A 15583-nucleotide genomic window follows, 5' to 3' on the forward strand; every position below is an offset into this window, starting at 1 on the left:
TCTTCCATTTCGCTAGCCTGAGTCGGTATGCTTTGATGTTTGAGCATCGCAGCGCAGCATACGTTTAAGTATGTAAGCAGCGAAGCGCTGGACACAGCCAGATGATAGAAATGGAAGCCTGAGGAAAAAGAGGAGCTGCTTCCATTTCGCTAGCCTGAGTCGGTATGCTTTGATGTTTGAGCATCACAGCGCAGCATACGTTTAAGTATGTGAGCAGCGAAGCGCAGGACACAGCCAGGGTGATAGAAATGGAAGCCTGAGGAAAAAGAGGAGCTGCTTCCATTTCGCTAGCCTGAGTCGGTATGCTTTGATGTTTGAGCATCGCAGCGCAGCATACGTTTAAGTATGTGAGCAGCGAAGCGCGGGACACAGCCACGATGATAGAAATGGAGCCTGAGGAAAAAGAGGAGCTGCTTCCATTTCGCTAGCCTGAGTCGGTATGCTTTGATGTTTGAGCATCGCAGCGCAGCATACGTTTAAGTATGTGAGCAGCGAAGCGCAGAACATCAAAGCAGAACGACCAGGATAGTAGAAATGGAGCAGCTCCGGCTTAGAAGGGGCAATCTGTTGGCATTACTACCAGATCCCTGATACAAATCCTCTGCGGCAGTTTCCAGCAAAACATAATAATCTCCGCTAACTCTTCCGGCAGAAGGAAAGTAGGGTTACCCAATAATTCACAATAGTCAGCAAAACTGACCCCCATATTGGCATGGATATTTGTCTTAACAAGGCCTGGCGCAACATTGATAATACGAACGTTATTTTTAGCCTCGGCCATTTGCAAACTCTCAGCAATACTGCGTATTGCGTGTTTACTGGCATGATAACTCACAGCTGTCGGATAGGGTTTCCGATCTGCAATTGAGCTGATATTAATAATGGTGCCTGACTTTCTGGCTGACATATCAGACAAAACAATTTTTATCCCATTGATCACCCCGTGGACCAACACTTCAACTTCATAATGAGTTTTCTCAATTGGGATATCTCTGAATTCACCCACATTAACAAAACCAGCATTGTTAATCATACATTCGGTTTTACCGTATTTTTTTTCTGCATCGCGGACTGCTATTTCGAATCGCTCATAATCAGTAATATCCAGTGGCGCATATATGACTGCACGCCCTTTTAATTCAGCAAGCGGTTCAATGTGGCGACTGATTAATAAACAGGGATAACCTTCATCCGTAAAACGAATTGCCAACGCTTTACCGATGCCGGCACTTGCGCCAGTAATCACAACAAGCGATTTTTGATTAGTCATGCTGTCATTCCCTTGATTACTCTATTAACTATAGATTATTTTGTTGAGCCCCAAGTTTATTATTAAATTAGGTTTGCTAATGGAGTTCAATGGTATAAGCAAAAACTAAAATTTGCCTATACCTCAAAAAAGTAGTATTATAGAATCAGCTTGAAAATGTCTATTTTTATACTCTCCAAATCGTCGTTTTATTATTTATTTAATCCTTCGTACTGTAGTTTTTAATTTTGACCTCTTCCCGCTAATTTCGCCTATATAGGTATCTTAAATAAAAACTTAAGGATTTATTCATGTCTAAAACAGTAAATGGGGTTGTTAAATGGTTCAACGAAGCGAAAGGATTTGGTTTTATCGAGCAAGATTCTGGGCCGGATGTATTTGCCCACTTTAAAGAAATTTTGAGTTCCGGCTTTAAAACCCTTGCAGAGGGACAGCGCGTACAATTCGTTGTAACGCAAGGAACAAAAGGTCTTCAAGCACAGAATATAACTGTCATTTAAATTACGATATTCTCTTAACCACTATCTCTTGCTACAGGCATAGTGGTTTATCGCTTTCAAAGGCTTATGGCTTTGTATCAAAATCAGGTATCCCGCATTCAGCCGCAAGAATAATAAGATTGATGGACTAATTTTTTTATCAACTCAAAATTAATAATCACTCAAAAACATCTTTCGTAAAATGAGCATTTTTCCTGGTTAGAGATTTCTATCCTGGTAACCTCAGTAGCTTGAACAAATACAGTCTAATCGTTGGCTAATGCTTCAAGGATTGCCATACGCATAAACACACCATTCTCAACCTGTTTTAAAATACAAGACTGTGGTCCATCAGCAACTACGCTATCAATTTCGACACCGCGATTCATGGGACCGGGGTGCATCACTATTGCATCAGGTTTGGCGTATTTTAGGCTATCTTGAGTCAGTGCATATTCGGCACGGTATCGTGATAAATCGAGATGTTCATTTTCCAATAAGCGCTCACGCTGTACCCGCAAACAAACGATCACATCGGCTTCCTGGATACCGTCTCGCAGGGAAGACGTAACACGACCAAAATGCACCGTTTGAGGCTGCCAAATATCAGGGGCTACCAAAGTTAATTCCCCAACTCCCATGCTTTTACAAACACATTGCAACGAATTTGCCACACGGGAATGAAAAATATTCCCCACAATAGCGATTTTTAGTTGATGGAGATTTGGTTTTCTTTCCACGATGGTCATTAGATCAAGCATCGCCTGGCTGGGATGGGCATGCTTCCCGTCACCTGCATTGGCAATATGAACCTGGTTTCCCAAGGCGTCTGCCAACTGCCGTTGTAATCTATCCTGAGTATGCCTAATCACAAACAGCTTAATCCCCATTGCCGCCAACGTTTTGATGGTATCTTCAATAATTTCACCCTTGGCTTCGGATGAATTTTGTAAATCCAGGTTAATGACCGGCATAGATAATTGCTTTGCTGCCAATTCAAAACTGACCCGTGTGCGAGTGCTATTTTCATAAAAAAGATTCGCTACGCTGGTTTGGGCATAGGAAGGGTATTGCTTGTTGTGTTTAAAATAGAATGCTCTTTCTAAAAGCGAATCAATTTGAGAGCGGGAGAGCTGACTAATTTCTAAAAAATGCTGCATGGTACTCACTGTCTGCTAAGAGTGTTGTAGCCACTGCTCAAGAATAACACAGGCGGCGACACTATCGACTTGGGATTGCTTTATTTTACGATATCCACCTTCGGCAAACAACTGAGCACGCGCTTCAACGGTAGACAACCGCTCATCAACCAAATGTACTGGGAGTAAAAAACGCTTGCGCAGTTGACGCGCAAAACCGCGAGCAGCAGCGGTGGTGTACTGTTCACTATCATCGATACAAGTTGGCAACCCTACAATCAACGCCTGCGGACGCCATTCCGCGATTATTTTTTGCACTGCATCCCAATTGGGTATCCCCAGTTTTGCATCTAAGGTTGTTAAAGGCCGTGCACTACAGGTAATTTGCTGTCCTACCGCGACTCCAATTCGCTTATAACCAAAATCAAATCCTAAGTAAACGCCATCAGGCATTGAGGAAACTCCGTACTAATACATATAAAATTAATCACGCATGCCCTATGCTGGAAGTTAATTGGCCCATTTTGACGCCAATGGTCATTCCAGCATACTCCCAGCGCTCTGAAAAGGGCACTTCATAGAGTAACTCTGCGGAATAAGGGCAAACTAACCAAGCATTATCCATCACTTCTTGTTCCAATTGATTTTCACCCCAACCAGCATATCCTAAGGTAACTAGTGCATCTTTAGGACCTATATCAGCTGCTATTGCCCGAATGATATCATCGGAGGTAGTAACGGTCACGTCATCACGCAGCACCAAACTGGAGCGCCAGCCACCTAGCGGTCGATGAATGACAAAACCACGTTCCGGTTGAATTGGCCCTCCAAATAACAAAGGCTTTTGGTTTTGCTCAATTCGAATCGGTTCAATTTGCATTTGCTCAAAAACCATACCGAGGGGATATTGCATCGGTCTATTAATAATCAATCCTACCGTACCTTGAATATGGTGTTCGCAAATGTAAATTACAGAACGTTCAAAATTGGGATCTTTAAGTGAGGGCATAGCTATCAGCAGATGATTGGCCAATGAAGTATTGATTGGCATAGCACGCCTCCAATAATCCCTTTTAGTTAATTTAAGTATATACTAAATAAATCATTTATATGGGAAAAAGACCTAGAATATTTTATGAACAATCAATAATTTTTTTGCTTTCTTTCCTTGCTTTTTTTAATCAAAACCTTGCTGTGCTTGCTTTATTCGTAGTTATTAAATTAAGAAAAAAATATGAAAACTTATTATTATTTGATTGATTGCTAACAAACCTTAAGTCATTACAACGAACTATTATTGAGAATCATGATAATAAAAGGCATTATGCCCTTAGCCTACTGCCTTAAAGAAGATTTTTACAAATTATCGACGCGATTTAAGAAAATAAGTGCACATCTTTCCCTTGCCTTTTACTTCAATTTCGTCTCTTTTTTCAATGACAAACTGGTCTTCCAGAAGTAGTGCCATTTTTTCCGTAATCTGAATTTCTCCAGGAATATTGGTAGCTTCCATCCGGCTTGCGATGTTAACCACGTCCCCCCAAACATCATAAATAAATCTTTTGTGTCCAATCACTCCGGCTATCACTGTTCCATAGGTCATTCCTATACGGGTTTGTAAGTCTATTGCATGAATTTGGGAAAATGTTTTGACTTTTTCTTTTATAGCCAGCGCAAAGTCAGCTATACGAAAGGCATGATCAGCTGCAGGCTCAGGAATTCCTGCAGCAGCCATATAAGAATCACCAATTGTTTTGATCTTTTCAACACCATATTTTTGTGCCAAATCATCAAAGTCATCAAAAAGACACCCTAAAATATCAAACATTTTGTTGGTGCCTATTTTCGCCATCATGGCAGTGAAACCTACGATATCACAGAAAAGAACGCTTGCCTGAGGGTACTCATCAGCAATAATTTTTTCACCTCGTTGAAGCCGCTCTGCGATGGATGATGGAAGGATGTTAAAAAGAAGAAGTTCATTTTCTTTCGCTGTTTTTGCAATTCGGTGTAAGGCTTTAATAATGGAAATCAACATAACAACAGTGGATAGCACTGAAAGAATGATAGCAATAGAAATAACCTGATTAATTTTGTGAGAAAGTTCCTTATTTCTTTCAGTTGTTCTTGCCTTGATTTTTTCGAAAAACAACTGGATGGGAGCCATAATTTTTGCTTTTTCATCCATATATTTCTTGCCAAAAACCAAATCGATAGCAAGTTTTTTATTGGGTTCTCCCTGACTACTATATTGATCACTTCCGGTATCAAATTTTCCTTCAACAGCATTAATAGCCCTAAATTCAATGGCAGTCAGTGCATCACTCTTTTCTTGCGCTTGTCTTAGCAGCTCAAATTCCTGCAAAGAAAAACCCTGATCTATCATCATTTGAACTAATGATTTCGCCTTTTCATAGGGTCTTGGTCTTTTATCATCATCCAATACCAGATCCCAATAGACACTATCGTATTCTTTCGGACGTGGGCTTGTGCCGCTACGAATAGCAATGATTTCGTTAAAATGATCAAGGTATTTTTTGTCTCCTGTTATCACGTAAAGACGAACCATCTTTGTCAAATCATCGGATGATATTCGGAGTTCTTGAGCGATACGATAAGATTCGTAATGCCTGTTATTGCTTTGCTCCTGAAGAAAAGAGAGATGCTTCAACAAAAACAGACAACCAACCAGGGCAACAACAAGGATAATTAATCCAACAAAGAAAGAAACCAACAAGTAATCTTGTTTGAAATGAAAACGATACATCATGCTTTCCTTGAAGAGGAGAAGGAGCCTGATTAGTTAAAATTCAAAAAATAGTTATTATTAATTAGTTTATACTCATTTTCAGAACAGTACCAAATTCTTGCTAATAACGACTTAAACAGAATTTGTGTTATAAGTAACGACAATGCTTGTTGCAGGCTGATTGCGACCAGGCTATCAAAACAAATCTATCAGGAATTTTATATTTTAAAGCGCACTAGTTAATTTCAGGGAACCGCTAGCTTATTATCAGCTGAAATAGCCTTTTTTTGCCCCAACAGCAAAGTCTCGAGTTCCGCCAACGAAGAAACTTGGTATTTGGGTGTAAGACCCGGTGGGACAGGGTTATTATGTGCATTAAACCAACAAGTATCTAACCCTGCGTTCAACCCTCCCAGAATATCAGAATCTGGATTATCTCCCACCATTAATACTTGTCCACGCGCTGGATTTCCCATTAACGAAAGAGCATGTTCAAAAATACCCCTATGAGGCTTGGCAAAGCCTACCTGCTCTGATATTACCAATAGGTCGAAGTAAGCTTTAAATCCAGTTCGCTCGAGACGAATCTGTTGTAACTCCGTAAATCCGTTGGTAATAATCCCTAGCTTAACTCTCCCTTTCAAAGCAGTTAGTAAACTTAGTGCCCCTTCAATTGGCGTACAAATATCCGCCATAATGGCCATAAAAGTACTATGCAAAAACTGAGTAGAGACTTGGAGTTGGTCAGCCCAAATCGCAAACCGCTGATGTTGTAATTCTTGTGCAGTAATTGTACCGTTCTGATAATCTATCCACAACCCTTTATTGAAGACTTGATAAGTCTGGTAATCTTGTTGAGTAAAATTGACTTCAAACCGGGAAAGCAGGCGTTGTAAACCAACAAAAGAATCGAAATTAAATAAGGTTTCATCCGCATCAAATAAAATCCACTCATAAGTCTTCACTGGATGTCTCTCATAACTAGTTGCTTCTCAGCAGGGAAGTTCCATTTTACTGTAAAAAGAATCAACAAACGATTGGTTTTGCCAAAAGAAGTCCAATTAGTGCTTTATTAAAGCAGAAATCAAATCTAAGCATCAAGATAAGAGAAATGTAACAGCCCTGGATTGAGGTAAACTCAATCGTCCCTCATCACTGAAGGTTTTTATCCAACAAAGCTGCCGTTGTAGTAGTAGAAATTCTTGCCAATTGGCTAATGGCGTTTTCATGGACCCTTTGCTGCGCAGCACCACAGGCATCCTCTACGATAGTCACTTGATAATCACGATCATGGGCTTCACGCGCAGTGCTCTGGATAGCCATATCTGTTGAAACGCCAGTAAGAATCAGGGAGTCAATTTTCTGAGCATGTAAAATTGCTTCAATATTAGTTGCATAAAAAGCAGAAACACGCTTTTTAATTAAAATAAAATCATCTGGCTGTAGATCTATTTTTTCATGAAATTCCGTACCCCAGGTTCCCAATTGCAGTGCCCCTGCTTGTTTCACCTTAGAAAAAAGCGGCGATTGTATGGGACATTCAATATAGGATGCACTAAACCCTATTTTAATATGGACTATAGGAAATTGAGCTTGCCGCGCCAATTTTATCACTTGATTCACCTGCTCAAGGACTTCACGATCTCGTATGAAAGCCGCACTTGCAGCAATTTTTCCCTGTGGATGCACAATGTCATTAACCAAGTCAATGACCAATAACGCGGTTTTTGCCATACCCCCCTCGCTTTAGCTTGCCCCTGCTTCTTATCTTATCGTTCAAGCGTTCCTTATCACAACACCTTCGGTTAAAGAAAAGTGCTCTTATCAGAAGTAGAGAATCCTGTCAGGGGATTTGACTAGGCGTTATTGCTGGAGGAGAAACCTGTCGAGCCAGAAGCCCGACATTAAAATATAAGAATTTCTTGAAGTTGAGAGGGAGGTGTGTCTGAAATCCCAATTGTCTCTAAAGTCGGATAAAAGCTGTAGCGATTATAAGCTTTCGGTTTTTCCGCTCCCTTTTCATCCCTAAGGAGGATCTTAGCGCCATTTTCGTCTGTTTTTGCTCTTTCAGTTGCCGCACCCTCACTACTTGCCCGAGTTTGCACATTGATGCTTGGATAAAGAGTTTTTATATGATCAAGTTCTTCCTGCAGCTGAACTCTGATAGTTGCTTCATTTTCCTTATGCAAATAATATTTAATCGCAGCAAGAGAAATGTTGGTTACTACCGCAGTAACCGTAAGAAAAAGTCCACCTGGCAAAAAACACCAGGCTGCCATAACACCCGCTAAAGCAAGAGAAACAGAAACATCAATGGCTGCAGCATTTTTATTTTGCAAATATTGGTATTCACGCCGTGCATACGTTTGATGAATATTTAAATTATTACTATCGTAGATTGGTGGTAGTGCTTCATGTTCTATCCAATACTGCGCCATGCAAAATAAATCTTTAATCACATTCACTATTGAAGCAGCAACAAAGAGGGAACCTACCGTGGGGGACATTTCTCTTGCAGCCCAAATAGCATAGGCAGATAAATTATAAAAGGTATTCACCAGGAGGAAAGTATTGTCACGAAGGCGAATGTGATCTGCTTTTTTCGGATCATTGCTACTTTCATACAGACCCGAAACAGCAAATCCACTGGTGCTAATCATGCCTAAAATACCAGCCATTGCAGGTAGATAAGCGGACCCCGCTGAAAAAAGGCCTGCGACTAAGCAACCAAGAACAAATTTTGCCGTTGCCAAGGAAGTCTTTTCCTCTATCAAACTGAGTATATAATCGACTTGATAATGGCTGCCCTCTGTTTTTAATTTAATAAAAAAATCGTAAACAGTGAGATTTGCGTTTAAATATTGCGACCATTGGTTTTGCGGGATATTAAGGCTTTCCAAGATGTCTTGGACTTTTTTATAGACCTTCGGGTTATATATATCAATAGCCGTGGAATAAAAATTAACTCTTAATTGCTCTAATTCTTTATCATAAGATTTCATGTGTTCTTTAAGAGCCTCAGGGCTCTTGTTATCTGCTCGAATGTAAGCATTAAACACACGTAGAGTCTCAACTAATAATGGCATTTTATTGGATCCCCGCAACATAATGCGCATAATATTAACATACTGACCTTAAGCAATCCTTAAGAACATTCTTTTTGAAGGAGTATGCACTCGCCCACTGCCTTGCAGTAAATTGTTAGGAATAACCGTATTTAAAATAATGGGCCCCACCTTAGACTGCCTTATTGATTGCAAAATAAGGCTATTCTTGTCGCTATTAGGATGGCGGTAAATTCGAAGGACCGGCCCAAGCTTATACTAACCGTACTGGCTGATTAACTTCTGCAGAGGTTTAATACACCGTCTAATTATCCTTTCTTGGAAGAAGGCCTACCTACAATCGGCTCCCCTTTACCACTGTTTTCGTAATAATCTTATTAGGTTTTTTCCTCTACGCAGATTACTTAAAAATTTTAACGGTCGGTAGCACTTTTTTTACTAGCCCTAAAAACTGCATAAGATAAATAACTAACGCTATTAGTAGAAAGAAATTAATCACTAAATTAATAAAAGGATTCAGGAAGATAGATTGATTGACGGCCCACAATACTAATCCGGTAATAATAACCATAATCAACTGATTTAAACTTTCCATATGACCAGACTTCCTTTTCAACTTAGGGACAGAAATTGACTATCTCAATAATTTTTATTGCTTACATGATGATACATAAATTTTTTTATATTGGTTTGGCTAAGGGTCTTATGTTGTCGCTCACTATAAATTTTTTCTAAAAACAGGGTATGTCTAGCGAGGTTGGCTAAAGAAATTACTCCGGTAGGTGCTTTGTTTTGCTCATTATTTAGTACTATTAAATTAGCGATCTGCAAATTACCCATCTTTTCTGCAACGAGCCTTAAATCGTCATTCTCATAACAACAATAAACCATTCTCTTCATCAACTTACTTGCCGCCATGTTCCCAGTGACATCATTCTTTTGCAGATTTACTACAATGTCTCGTAGCGTAATAATTCCCAATAATCCCTCACTAGCAACAATAGGCATAACCGCTATACGCAATTTTTCCATGAGTTTTGCAACATCAAAAATAGTATTGTCTGGAAGGCAATAAACCGAATTATCCCTCATGATTTCCCGGACTTTCATTTAACTACCACATCGTTTTTAATTCCTTACTAGATAAATTATAGAACAATTTTGGAGTATTTATAGTCACTTCCTCTATTTGCCCACCATTATGCGCAACGATTTTGGTTACTTTAAAAAGTAAAAATTTCGGTTGAAAATGGGAATAAAGTTTTATTATTTAAGCATAAGGGGTTGATTGGTTTCTTTTCTAAGCGCGTTTTCAGTCAAAGCAGGATAAAAATAGTGATTCAGCAAATGCTCCTACGCTTGCAATACGCCAAAGGGGTTTTTATGATGAATTGTACGATTAACCTGTTATAGTGAAGCTATCGATTCATTGCAATCAAGCTTGCTGATTCAGTATGTGAATGGCAAATGACATTCTAGAGAAATAAGGATTTTATCGTGGAATCAATTGAGATTAAGAAAAAAGATATATTTTTTCTACGTGCCTTGGAATTAGATGAGTTAATTATCATTGTTCTTGTTGTTAGTTTAATTACCTTGCTTATTTCAGTTTATCTCTGGGATAGACATCAAAAACAACATGCTGTTTTACGTAATTTTCCCATCGTAGGCCATTTTCGCTATTTTTTTGAATATTTAGGGGATTTTTTTCGTCAATATTTTTTTGCTAGCGATAGGGAGGAATTACCCTTTAACCGGGCTGAACGCTCTTGGGTATATCGAGCAGCTAAAAATGTTGATACTACTATAGGATTCGGCTCAACACGTCCTCTACATAATACAGGAACTGTCTATTTTGTTAGCGCTCCTTTCCCCCCTCTCGCCACTAGCCAGGCAACTATCAGACCAGTCACTATAGGACCTTATTGCGCTCACCCCTACACTTCAACTCATATTTTTAATATCTCTGCCATGAGTTACGGTGCCATTTCCAAACCGGCTATTCAAGCTTTAGCAAAAGGAGCTAAAAAAGCAGGCTGCTGGTTAAATACCGGGGAAGGAGGACTTTCACCCTATCATCTTGAGTATGGCTGCGATATTGTCATGCAGATAGGAACAGCAAAATACGGCGTTCGTGATGCAGAGGGCCATCTATCCGATAAACGTCTGCGCGAGCTGGCTGCAGAAAAAAGTATTAAAATGTTTGAAATAAAACTCAGTCAAGGCGCCAAACCAGGTAAAGGGGGGATCCTACCCGCAGTGAAGGTGACTGATGAAGTAGCTAAAATAAGAGGTATTTTACCTCATGTTGATTCTATCAGTCCTAATCGACATGTTGATATCAGTAATGTCGAAGAGCTTTTGGACTCGATTGAGCATATTCGCCAAGTAACAGGTAAACCAGTTGGTTGCAAATTTGTATTAGGCAGTTATGAGTGGCTACATGACTTGTGCCTGGCTATTCATAAGCGCGGCAGTCAATTTGCCCCGGACTTTATTACTTTGGACAGTGCTGATGGAGGTACTGGAGCCTCCCCGCAAGGCTTAATGGATTATATGGGTATCCCTATCCAAGAGGCGCTGCCTAATTTAGTCGATATTTTGGTGATGTACAATTTACGTGAACGCATCAAAGTAATTGCCAGCGGTAAACTGATTACCCCCTCTGGGGTCGCCTGGGCACTTTGTGCTGGCGCAGATTTTGTGAACTCCGCACGCGGCTTCATGTTTGCTCTAGGTTGTATCCAGTCAATGCAATGTCATAAAAATACCTGTCCAACTGGGGTAGCAACCCATGATCTCAGGCTGCAACGTGGATTAGTGGTCACCGATAAGGCAGAGCGAGTTTTTCATTATGCAAATAATATGGCACATGAAGTGGCTATCATCTGTCATTCCTGTGGTGTCGATGAGCCAAGACAATTACAACGCCTGCACGCCCGTGTTGTCAGAGAAGATGGTTTTTCTATTTCACTGGCTGAAATTTTCCCCAATAAAAAACCATTGCCCGAATATTTATGACGCTAACCAGAAGGCTGTTCACATTTTGCGAATTTGGATGCTTGGGTCCTGATAATAGAAATGTCAGCAGCCGCTGGCTATTTTTGCTCTTAGCGAGGGAATCAATTCCTGCAAAACTTCGTTAGAATAAGGTGTGGCGGTCATTCCAGATTGCCAGATACCATGAGGCCACGCTTTATCACCATTAAAGCGTGCAACAACATGGATATGGAGCTGGGAAACAATATTACCCAAAGCCCCAACATTCAATTTATCGGGCTTAAAATGAGTATTCACCAGATTGGATATCTGAGCGATTTCCTCTATTAATAGCTGGCGCTTTGTGGGTGATAACTGGTAAATCTCTTGAATGTTCTCTTCTCTGGGAACCAGAATAAACCATGGAAAATCAGCTTCATTTTTTAGGTAGACTCTTGATAAAGATAAATCGTCTAACCAAATACTACTTGCTTGAATACGTTCATCCGTTACAAAACCCATTGGTTGGTGACCTCAATAAATGAGGGGCTGCTTACCTGTCGCTATCTTGAGCCACCTGGGTCGCGGCAGACATGCGCCCGATGATCAATGTGCTGTTGGGCGAAGCGCCTAAGCTATACCTCTGCTAAAGGTATGCTCCACTGCTGCCATAAACGCCAAGATAGCAGGTAAGCCTCCCCTAGCTATATAACAACGATGCGTGAAAGCGTAAATGATCTTCTATAAAACTGGCAATAAAATAATAACTGTGATCATAACCTTTTTGCATACGCAAATTTAACTGCACACCAGCTCGCAAACAGGCAGCCTGCAAAAGTTCTGGCTTTAACTGCTCCTGTAGAAAAGGATCTTGTAAACCTTGATCAATCAAAATGAAAGAGTGCGGCCACCCCATTTTTTCCACCAACTCAGTAGCATCATAATTTTTCCATGCTTCTTCATTCTGTCCTAGATATCCCGCAAACGCTTTTCTACCCCATGGGCACTGCATGGGAGCACAAATTGGAGCAAAAGCAGAGACACTTCGATATTGCTGAGAGTTTTTAAGTGCCAAAACCAAAGCACCATGCCCACCCATGGAATGGCCAAAAATACCGGTACGCTCAGGATTCACAGGGAAATGTTGATTAATTAATTTAGGTAATTCATCACTGATATAGCAGGACATTTGATAATGTTTAGCCCAAGGATATTCAGTCGCATCGACATAAAAACCAGCACCGATGCCAAAATCATAACTTTCCCGATCACCGGGTATCTCAATACCACGAGGGCTAGTATCCGGTACGATCAATATTAATCCCAATTCAGCAGCCACCCGCTGAGCCCCTGCTTTGGTTATAAAATTTTGTTCATTGCAGGTTAACCCTGAAAGCCAGTAAAGAGCAGGAAGTTTTTTTGTTGAAGTCATTGCAGGCAAAAATACAGCAAAACGCATTAAGGAGTTGGTTAATGAGGATTGATGGCTATAGACTCCTTGTACCCCATTAAAGCACCGGTGTTCTTCAATCATTTCAATTGCCATTGTCATGCTCCCTCTTGATATAAGTCTTGGGGCTTGTTAATTAATTCACTAAAAATAGAACAATGGCTGTTATTGACGATCATTGCAGCGCAGTGTACATAGAATATAACAAGCTCTTAGAATGTTAGAACCGAACGTATTGATTCACCTGCATGCATCAATTCAAAGGCATCATTGATTTGCTCGAGAGGTAAAACATGGGTAATCAAATCATCAATGTTGATTTTGCCCTCCATATACCAATCAACAATTTTAGGGACATCCGTTCGTCCGCGTGCACCACCAAAAGCAGACCCTTGCCATACTCGACCTGTTACCAATTGAAAAGGTCGCGTGGAAATTTCCTGGCCTGCACCGGCGACACCGATAATCGTGGAAATCCCCCAGCCTTTATGACAACACTCCAAAGCTTGTCGCATCAAAGTTACATTACCAACGCATTCAAAACTGTAATCCGCCCCACCATTCGTTAATTCAACCAGATGAGCAACAAGATCCCCGGCGATCTCGTTAGGATTAACAAAATCAGTCATACCCATTTTTTTTGCTAAACTCTGACGCTGGGAATTAATATCTACGCCAATAATCTGGTTGGCACCCACCATACGAGCGGCCTGAATCACATTCAGCCCTATTCCCCCTAAACCAAATACAACCACTGTGGAGCCAGGTTGAACTTTTGCTGTATAAATCACTGCGCCAATACCCGTGGTTACACCACAGCCGATATAACATACCTTTTCAAAAGGGGCATCGTTACGAATTTTTGCCACCGCAATTTCGGGCAACACCGTATAATTGGCAAACGTTGAGGTGCCCATATAATGAAAGAGCGGCTTACCATTCAGACTAAAACGAGAGCTGCCATCGGGCATTAAACCCTGCCCCTGCGTAGTACGAATGGCTTGACAAAGATTTGTTTTCTGAGAAAGACAATAAGCACATTGCCGACATTCAGGGGTATAAAGAGGAATGACATGATCCCCGGGTTTGACTGAACTGACACCGGCTCCAACCTCAACAACAATGCCAGCACCTTCATGACCAAGAATCGCTGGAAAAATTCCTTCCGGATCCTGCCCTGACAGGGTAAATGCATCCGTGTGGCATACACCTGTCGCTTTTATTTCAACAAGAACTTCACCTTGTTTAGGCCCTTCCAGATCGACCATCTCAACTGTTAATGGCTTGCCTGCCTGAAACGCTACAGCAGCTTTTACTCGCATTGAGGAATCCCTCCCTGAAGATCCAATGAACTAACTATTAATTACTGGCAATCAATAAATTTTTACTATTTTGGTTGCCATTTATAATTCCGGCGGTATCCAAGAAAACATTAAGCACTTTATTTTCAATCGATTATACTTAAATTACTAAGCACTATATATATGCAACACAATATGGATCTAAATCAAATTCGTGCATTTATTGCTGCTGCTGATTTCCGTTCTTTCACTTTAGCAGCCGATTACCTGTATATCACCCAATCGGCAATGAGTAAGCGTATTGCGGCCCTTGAATCAGAAATTAAGACCTCTTTATTCATCAGAGAACATAACCGTCTAATTCTAACCGAGACAGGAAAGATTTTCTTACCCTACGCTATCGAAATGTTGCAGACTATTCAATCAGGTATATCGTCTATTAATCATTTTATAGATAAACAAAAAAGCCCATTAAGAGTTGGAGTCGATTTTTTGATTGGTAGCTGGATGTTACCCGATTTTCTGGCTTCTTTTAGTCATGGACATCAGGATATCGAGTTTTCAGTCAGCTATTTATCACCACTGATGAGTTTTCGCGCCTTACGTAATCGTGAAATCGAGCTTTGTTTAAATTGCATTAGCGACAAGATCGCCCATGAATTTGAATTAATCCCTCTTTTTACGCTTCCGTATGTTATCAAGGTGGCTAGTAACCACCCTTTGGCTAAGAAAAAAAATCCGGCACTGGCAACTATTCTGGAGTACCCAGGGATTGTCATGCCTAAATATGCCCCTCCCCGCCAAACCCTGGAGAATTTTTTATTTAGAAAAAACCTTATATTACTTGCACAGCATGAAGCGGAACCTATTTTTGCACTATTAAAACTTGCCAAACTAAGTTTAGGTTGGTGTTTTATACCCAAAAATGTCATTGATAGGAGCCTAATCACTATCTATGAACATTCAGCCTTACATATTGATTATTTCATCATTTATCGCAAAGGGCATAAACTCAGCGATGACGCCCAAAATTTCATTACCCACCTAAGGGAGATTCAATTCTTTGAATAGACCTTTACACCTGCCTGGCAGTGCCCAATTCTAAAACAAATAAAACAGATAATTGATAATTAGTTAACCGTATATGGCGT

Annotated in this window: 16 protein-coding genes; 3 read left to right on the top strand and 13 right to left on the bottom strand. The window is 40.4% G+C overall.

Translation table 11 applies throughout. The annotated features are described in order from the left end of the window. Window positions 1-550 precede the first annotated feature (550 nt). On the bottom strand, window positions 551-1270 hold the full coding sequence (locus Lfee_RS11640; RefSeq protein WP_058447007.1) for an SDR family oxidoreductase: 720 nt from the start codon (window positions 1268-1270) through the stop codon (window positions 551-553). 290 nt (window positions 1271-1560) lie between these two features. Between Lfee_RS11640 and Lfee_RS11645 the strand changes: the two genes are divergently transcribed. After that, complete coding sequence (locus tag Lfee_RS11645) at window positions 1561-1770, top strand: cold-shock protein (protein ID WP_058447009.1); 210 nt, start codon at window positions 1561-1563, stop codon at window positions 1768-1770. 245 nt (window positions 1771-2015) lie between these two features. Here Lfee_RS11645 and Lfee_RS11650 read toward each other — a convergent pair whose 3' ends face one another. The 9 genes from Lfee_RS11650 to Lfee_RS11690 form a co-directional block, all read right to left on the bottom strand. Then, a complete protein-coding gene (locus Lfee_RS11650) occupies window positions 2016-2909 on the bottom strand; it encodes an aspartate carbamoyltransferase catalytic subunit (RefSeq protein WP_058447011.1) in 894 nt (297 codons plus the stop codon). A 15-nt stretch (window positions 2910-2924) separates the two neighbouring features. Next, window positions 2925-3341, bottom strand: a complete 417-nt coding sequence (gene ruvX / locus Lfee_RS11655) for a Holliday junction resolvase RuvX (RefSeq protein ID WP_058447014.1) — start codon at window positions 3339-3341, stop codon at window positions 2925-2927. 34 nt (window positions 3342-3375) lie between these two features. Then, on the bottom strand, window positions 3376-3939 hold the full coding sequence (locus tag Lfee_RS11660; protein ID WP_058447015.1) for a YqgE/AlgH family protein: 564 nt from the start codon (window positions 3937-3939) through the stop codon (window positions 3376-3378). 312 nt (window positions 3940-4251) lie between these two features. After that, a complete protein-coding gene (locus Lfee_RS11665; protein WP_064088292.1) occupies window positions 4252-5658 on the bottom strand; it encodes an adenylate/guanylate cyclase domain-containing protein in 1407 nt (468 codons plus the stop codon). 224 nt (window positions 5659-5882) lie between these two features. Next, window positions 5883-6602: a pyrimidine 5'-nucleotidase gene (gene yjjG / locus Lfee_RS11670; RefSeq protein ID WP_058447020.1), complete on the bottom strand. Its 720-nt coding sequence runs from the start codon at window positions 6600-6602 to the stop codon at window positions 5883-5885. Window positions 6603-6789: 187 nt separating this feature from the next. Next, window positions 6790-7371, bottom strand: coding sequence for a cysteine hydrolase family protein (locus Lfee_RS11675; RefSeq protein ID WP_058447022.1), 582 nt, complete (start codon window positions 7369-7371; stop codon window positions 6790-6792). A gap of 170 nt (window positions 7372-7541) precedes the next feature. Further along, window positions 7542-8723, bottom strand: a complete 1182-nt coding sequence (locus Lfee_RS11680; RefSeq protein WP_131753194.1) for a hypothetical protein — start codon at window positions 8721-8723, stop codon at window positions 7542-7544. Between the two features lie 379 nt (window positions 8724-9102). Next, a complete protein-coding gene (locus Lfee_RS17690) occupies window positions 9103-9297 on the bottom strand; it encodes a Thivi_2564 family membrane protein (protein WP_058447025.1) in 195 nt (64 codons plus the stop codon). A 44-nt stretch (window positions 9298-9341) separates the two neighbouring features. After that, complete coding sequence (locus Lfee_RS11690; RefSeq protein WP_058447027.1) at window positions 9342-9812, bottom strand: CBS domain-containing protein; 471 nt, start codon at window positions 9810-9812, stop codon at window positions 9342-9344. Between the two features lie 387 nt (window positions 9813-10199). On the opposite strand from Lfee_RS11690, the gene Lfee_RS11695 reads away from it, so the two are divergent. Then, complete coding sequence (locus Lfee_RS11695) at window positions 10200-11723, top strand: FMN-binding glutamate synthase family protein (protein ID WP_238584926.1); 1524 nt, start codon at window positions 10200-10202, stop codon at window positions 11721-11723. Window positions 11724-11786: 63 nt separating this feature from the next. Here Lfee_RS11695 and Lfee_RS11700 read toward each other — a convergent pair whose 3' ends face one another. The 3 genes from Lfee_RS11700 to Lfee_RS11710 all read right to left on the bottom strand — a co-directional run bounded on the left by Lfee_RS11700 (window position 11787) and on the right by Lfee_RS11710 (window position 14453). Beyond that, a complete protein-coding gene (locus Lfee_RS11700; RefSeq protein ID WP_058447029.1) occupies window positions 11787-12203 on the bottom strand; it encodes an HIT family protein in 417 nt (138 codons plus the stop codon). 178 nt (window positions 12204-12381) lie between these two features. Then, on the bottom strand, window positions 12382-13227 hold the full coding sequence (gene fghA / locus Lfee_RS11705; protein ID WP_058447031.1) for an S-formylglutathione hydrolase: 846 nt from the start codon (window positions 13225-13227) through the stop codon (window positions 12382-12384). A gap of 116 nt (window positions 13228-13343) precedes the next feature. After that, window positions 13344-14453 (bottom strand): S-(hydroxymethyl)glutathione dehydrogenase/class III alcohol dehydrogenase, encoded by a 1110-nt coding sequence (locus tag Lfee_RS11710; RefSeq protein ID WP_058447033.1) that lies wholly within the window; start codon window positions 14451-14453, stop codon window positions 13344-13346. Between the two features lie 174 nt (window positions 14454-14627). On the opposite strand from Lfee_RS11710, the gene Lfee_RS11715 reads away from it, so the two are divergent. Further along, on the top strand, window positions 14628-15503 hold the full coding sequence (locus tag Lfee_RS11715; protein ID WP_058447034.1) for a LysR family transcriptional regulator: 876 nt from the start codon (window positions 14628-14630) through the stop codon (window positions 15501-15503). Window positions 15504-15583: the final 80 nt, after the last annotated feature.

This window comes from Legionella feeleii (genome assembly GCF_001467625.1).
GTDB classification, from domain to species: domain Bacteria; phylum Pseudomonadota; class Gammaproteobacteria; order Legionellales; family Legionellaceae; genus Tatlockia; species Tatlockia feeleii.

Bases quoted from the DNA above. Each gene is read 5' to 3' on its own strand.
- Lfee_RS11710 (WP_058447033.1), bottom strand. From the start codon at position 14,453: ATGCGAGTAAAAGCTGCTGTAGCGTTTCAGGCAGGCAAGCCATTAACA.
- Lfee_RS11640 (WP_058447007.1), bottom strand. From the start codon at position 1,270: ATGACTAATCAAAAATCGCTTGTTGTGATTACTGGCGCAAGTGCCGGC.
- Lfee_RS11660 (WP_058447015.1), bottom strand. From the start codon at position 3,939: ATGCCAATCAATACTTCATTGGCCAATCATCTGCTGATAGCTATGCCC.
- Lfee_RS11665 (WP_064088292.1), bottom strand. From the start codon at position 5,658: ATGATGTATCGTTTTCATTTCAAACAAGATTACTTGTTGGTTTCTTTC.
- Lfee_RS11645 (WP_058447009.1), top strand. From the start codon at position 1,561: ATGTCTAAAACAGTAAATGGGGTTGTTAAATGGTTCAACGAAGCGAAA.
- Lfee_RS11690 (WP_058447027.1), bottom strand. From the start codon at position 9,812: ATGAAAGTCCGGGAAATCATGAGGGATAATTCGGTTTATTGCCTTCCA.
- ruvX (WP_058447014.1), bottom strand. From the start codon at position 3,341: ATGCCTGATGGCGTTTACTTAGGATTTGATTTTGGTTATAAGCGAATT.
- fghA (WP_058447031.1), bottom strand. From the start codon at position 13,227: ATGGCAATTGAAATGATTGAAGAACACCGGTGCTTTAATGGGGTACAA.
- Lfee_RS11700 (WP_058447029.1), bottom strand. From the start codon at position 12,203: ATGGGTTTTGTAACGGATGAACGTATTCAAGCAAGTAGTATTTGGTTA.
- Lfee_RS11675 (WP_058447022.1), bottom strand. From the start codon at position 7,371: ATGGCAAAAACCGCGTTATTGGTCATTGACTTGGTTAATGACATTGTG.
- Lfee_RS17690 (WP_058447025.1), bottom strand. From the start codon at position 9,297: ATGGAAAGTTTAAATCAGTTGATTATGGTTATTATTACCGGATTAGTA.
- Lfee_RS11680 (WP_131753194.1), bottom strand. From the start codon at position 8,723: ATGCCATTATTAGTTGAGACTCTACGTGTGTTTAATGCTTACATTCGA.
- Lfee_RS11650 (WP_058447011.1), bottom strand. From the start codon at position 2,909: ATGCAGCATTTTTTAGAAATTAGTCAGCTCTCCCGCTCTCAAATTGAT.
- Lfee_RS11715 (WP_058447034.1), top strand. From the start codon at position 14,628: ATGGATCTAAATCAAATTCGTGCATTTATTGCTGCTGCTGATTTCCGT.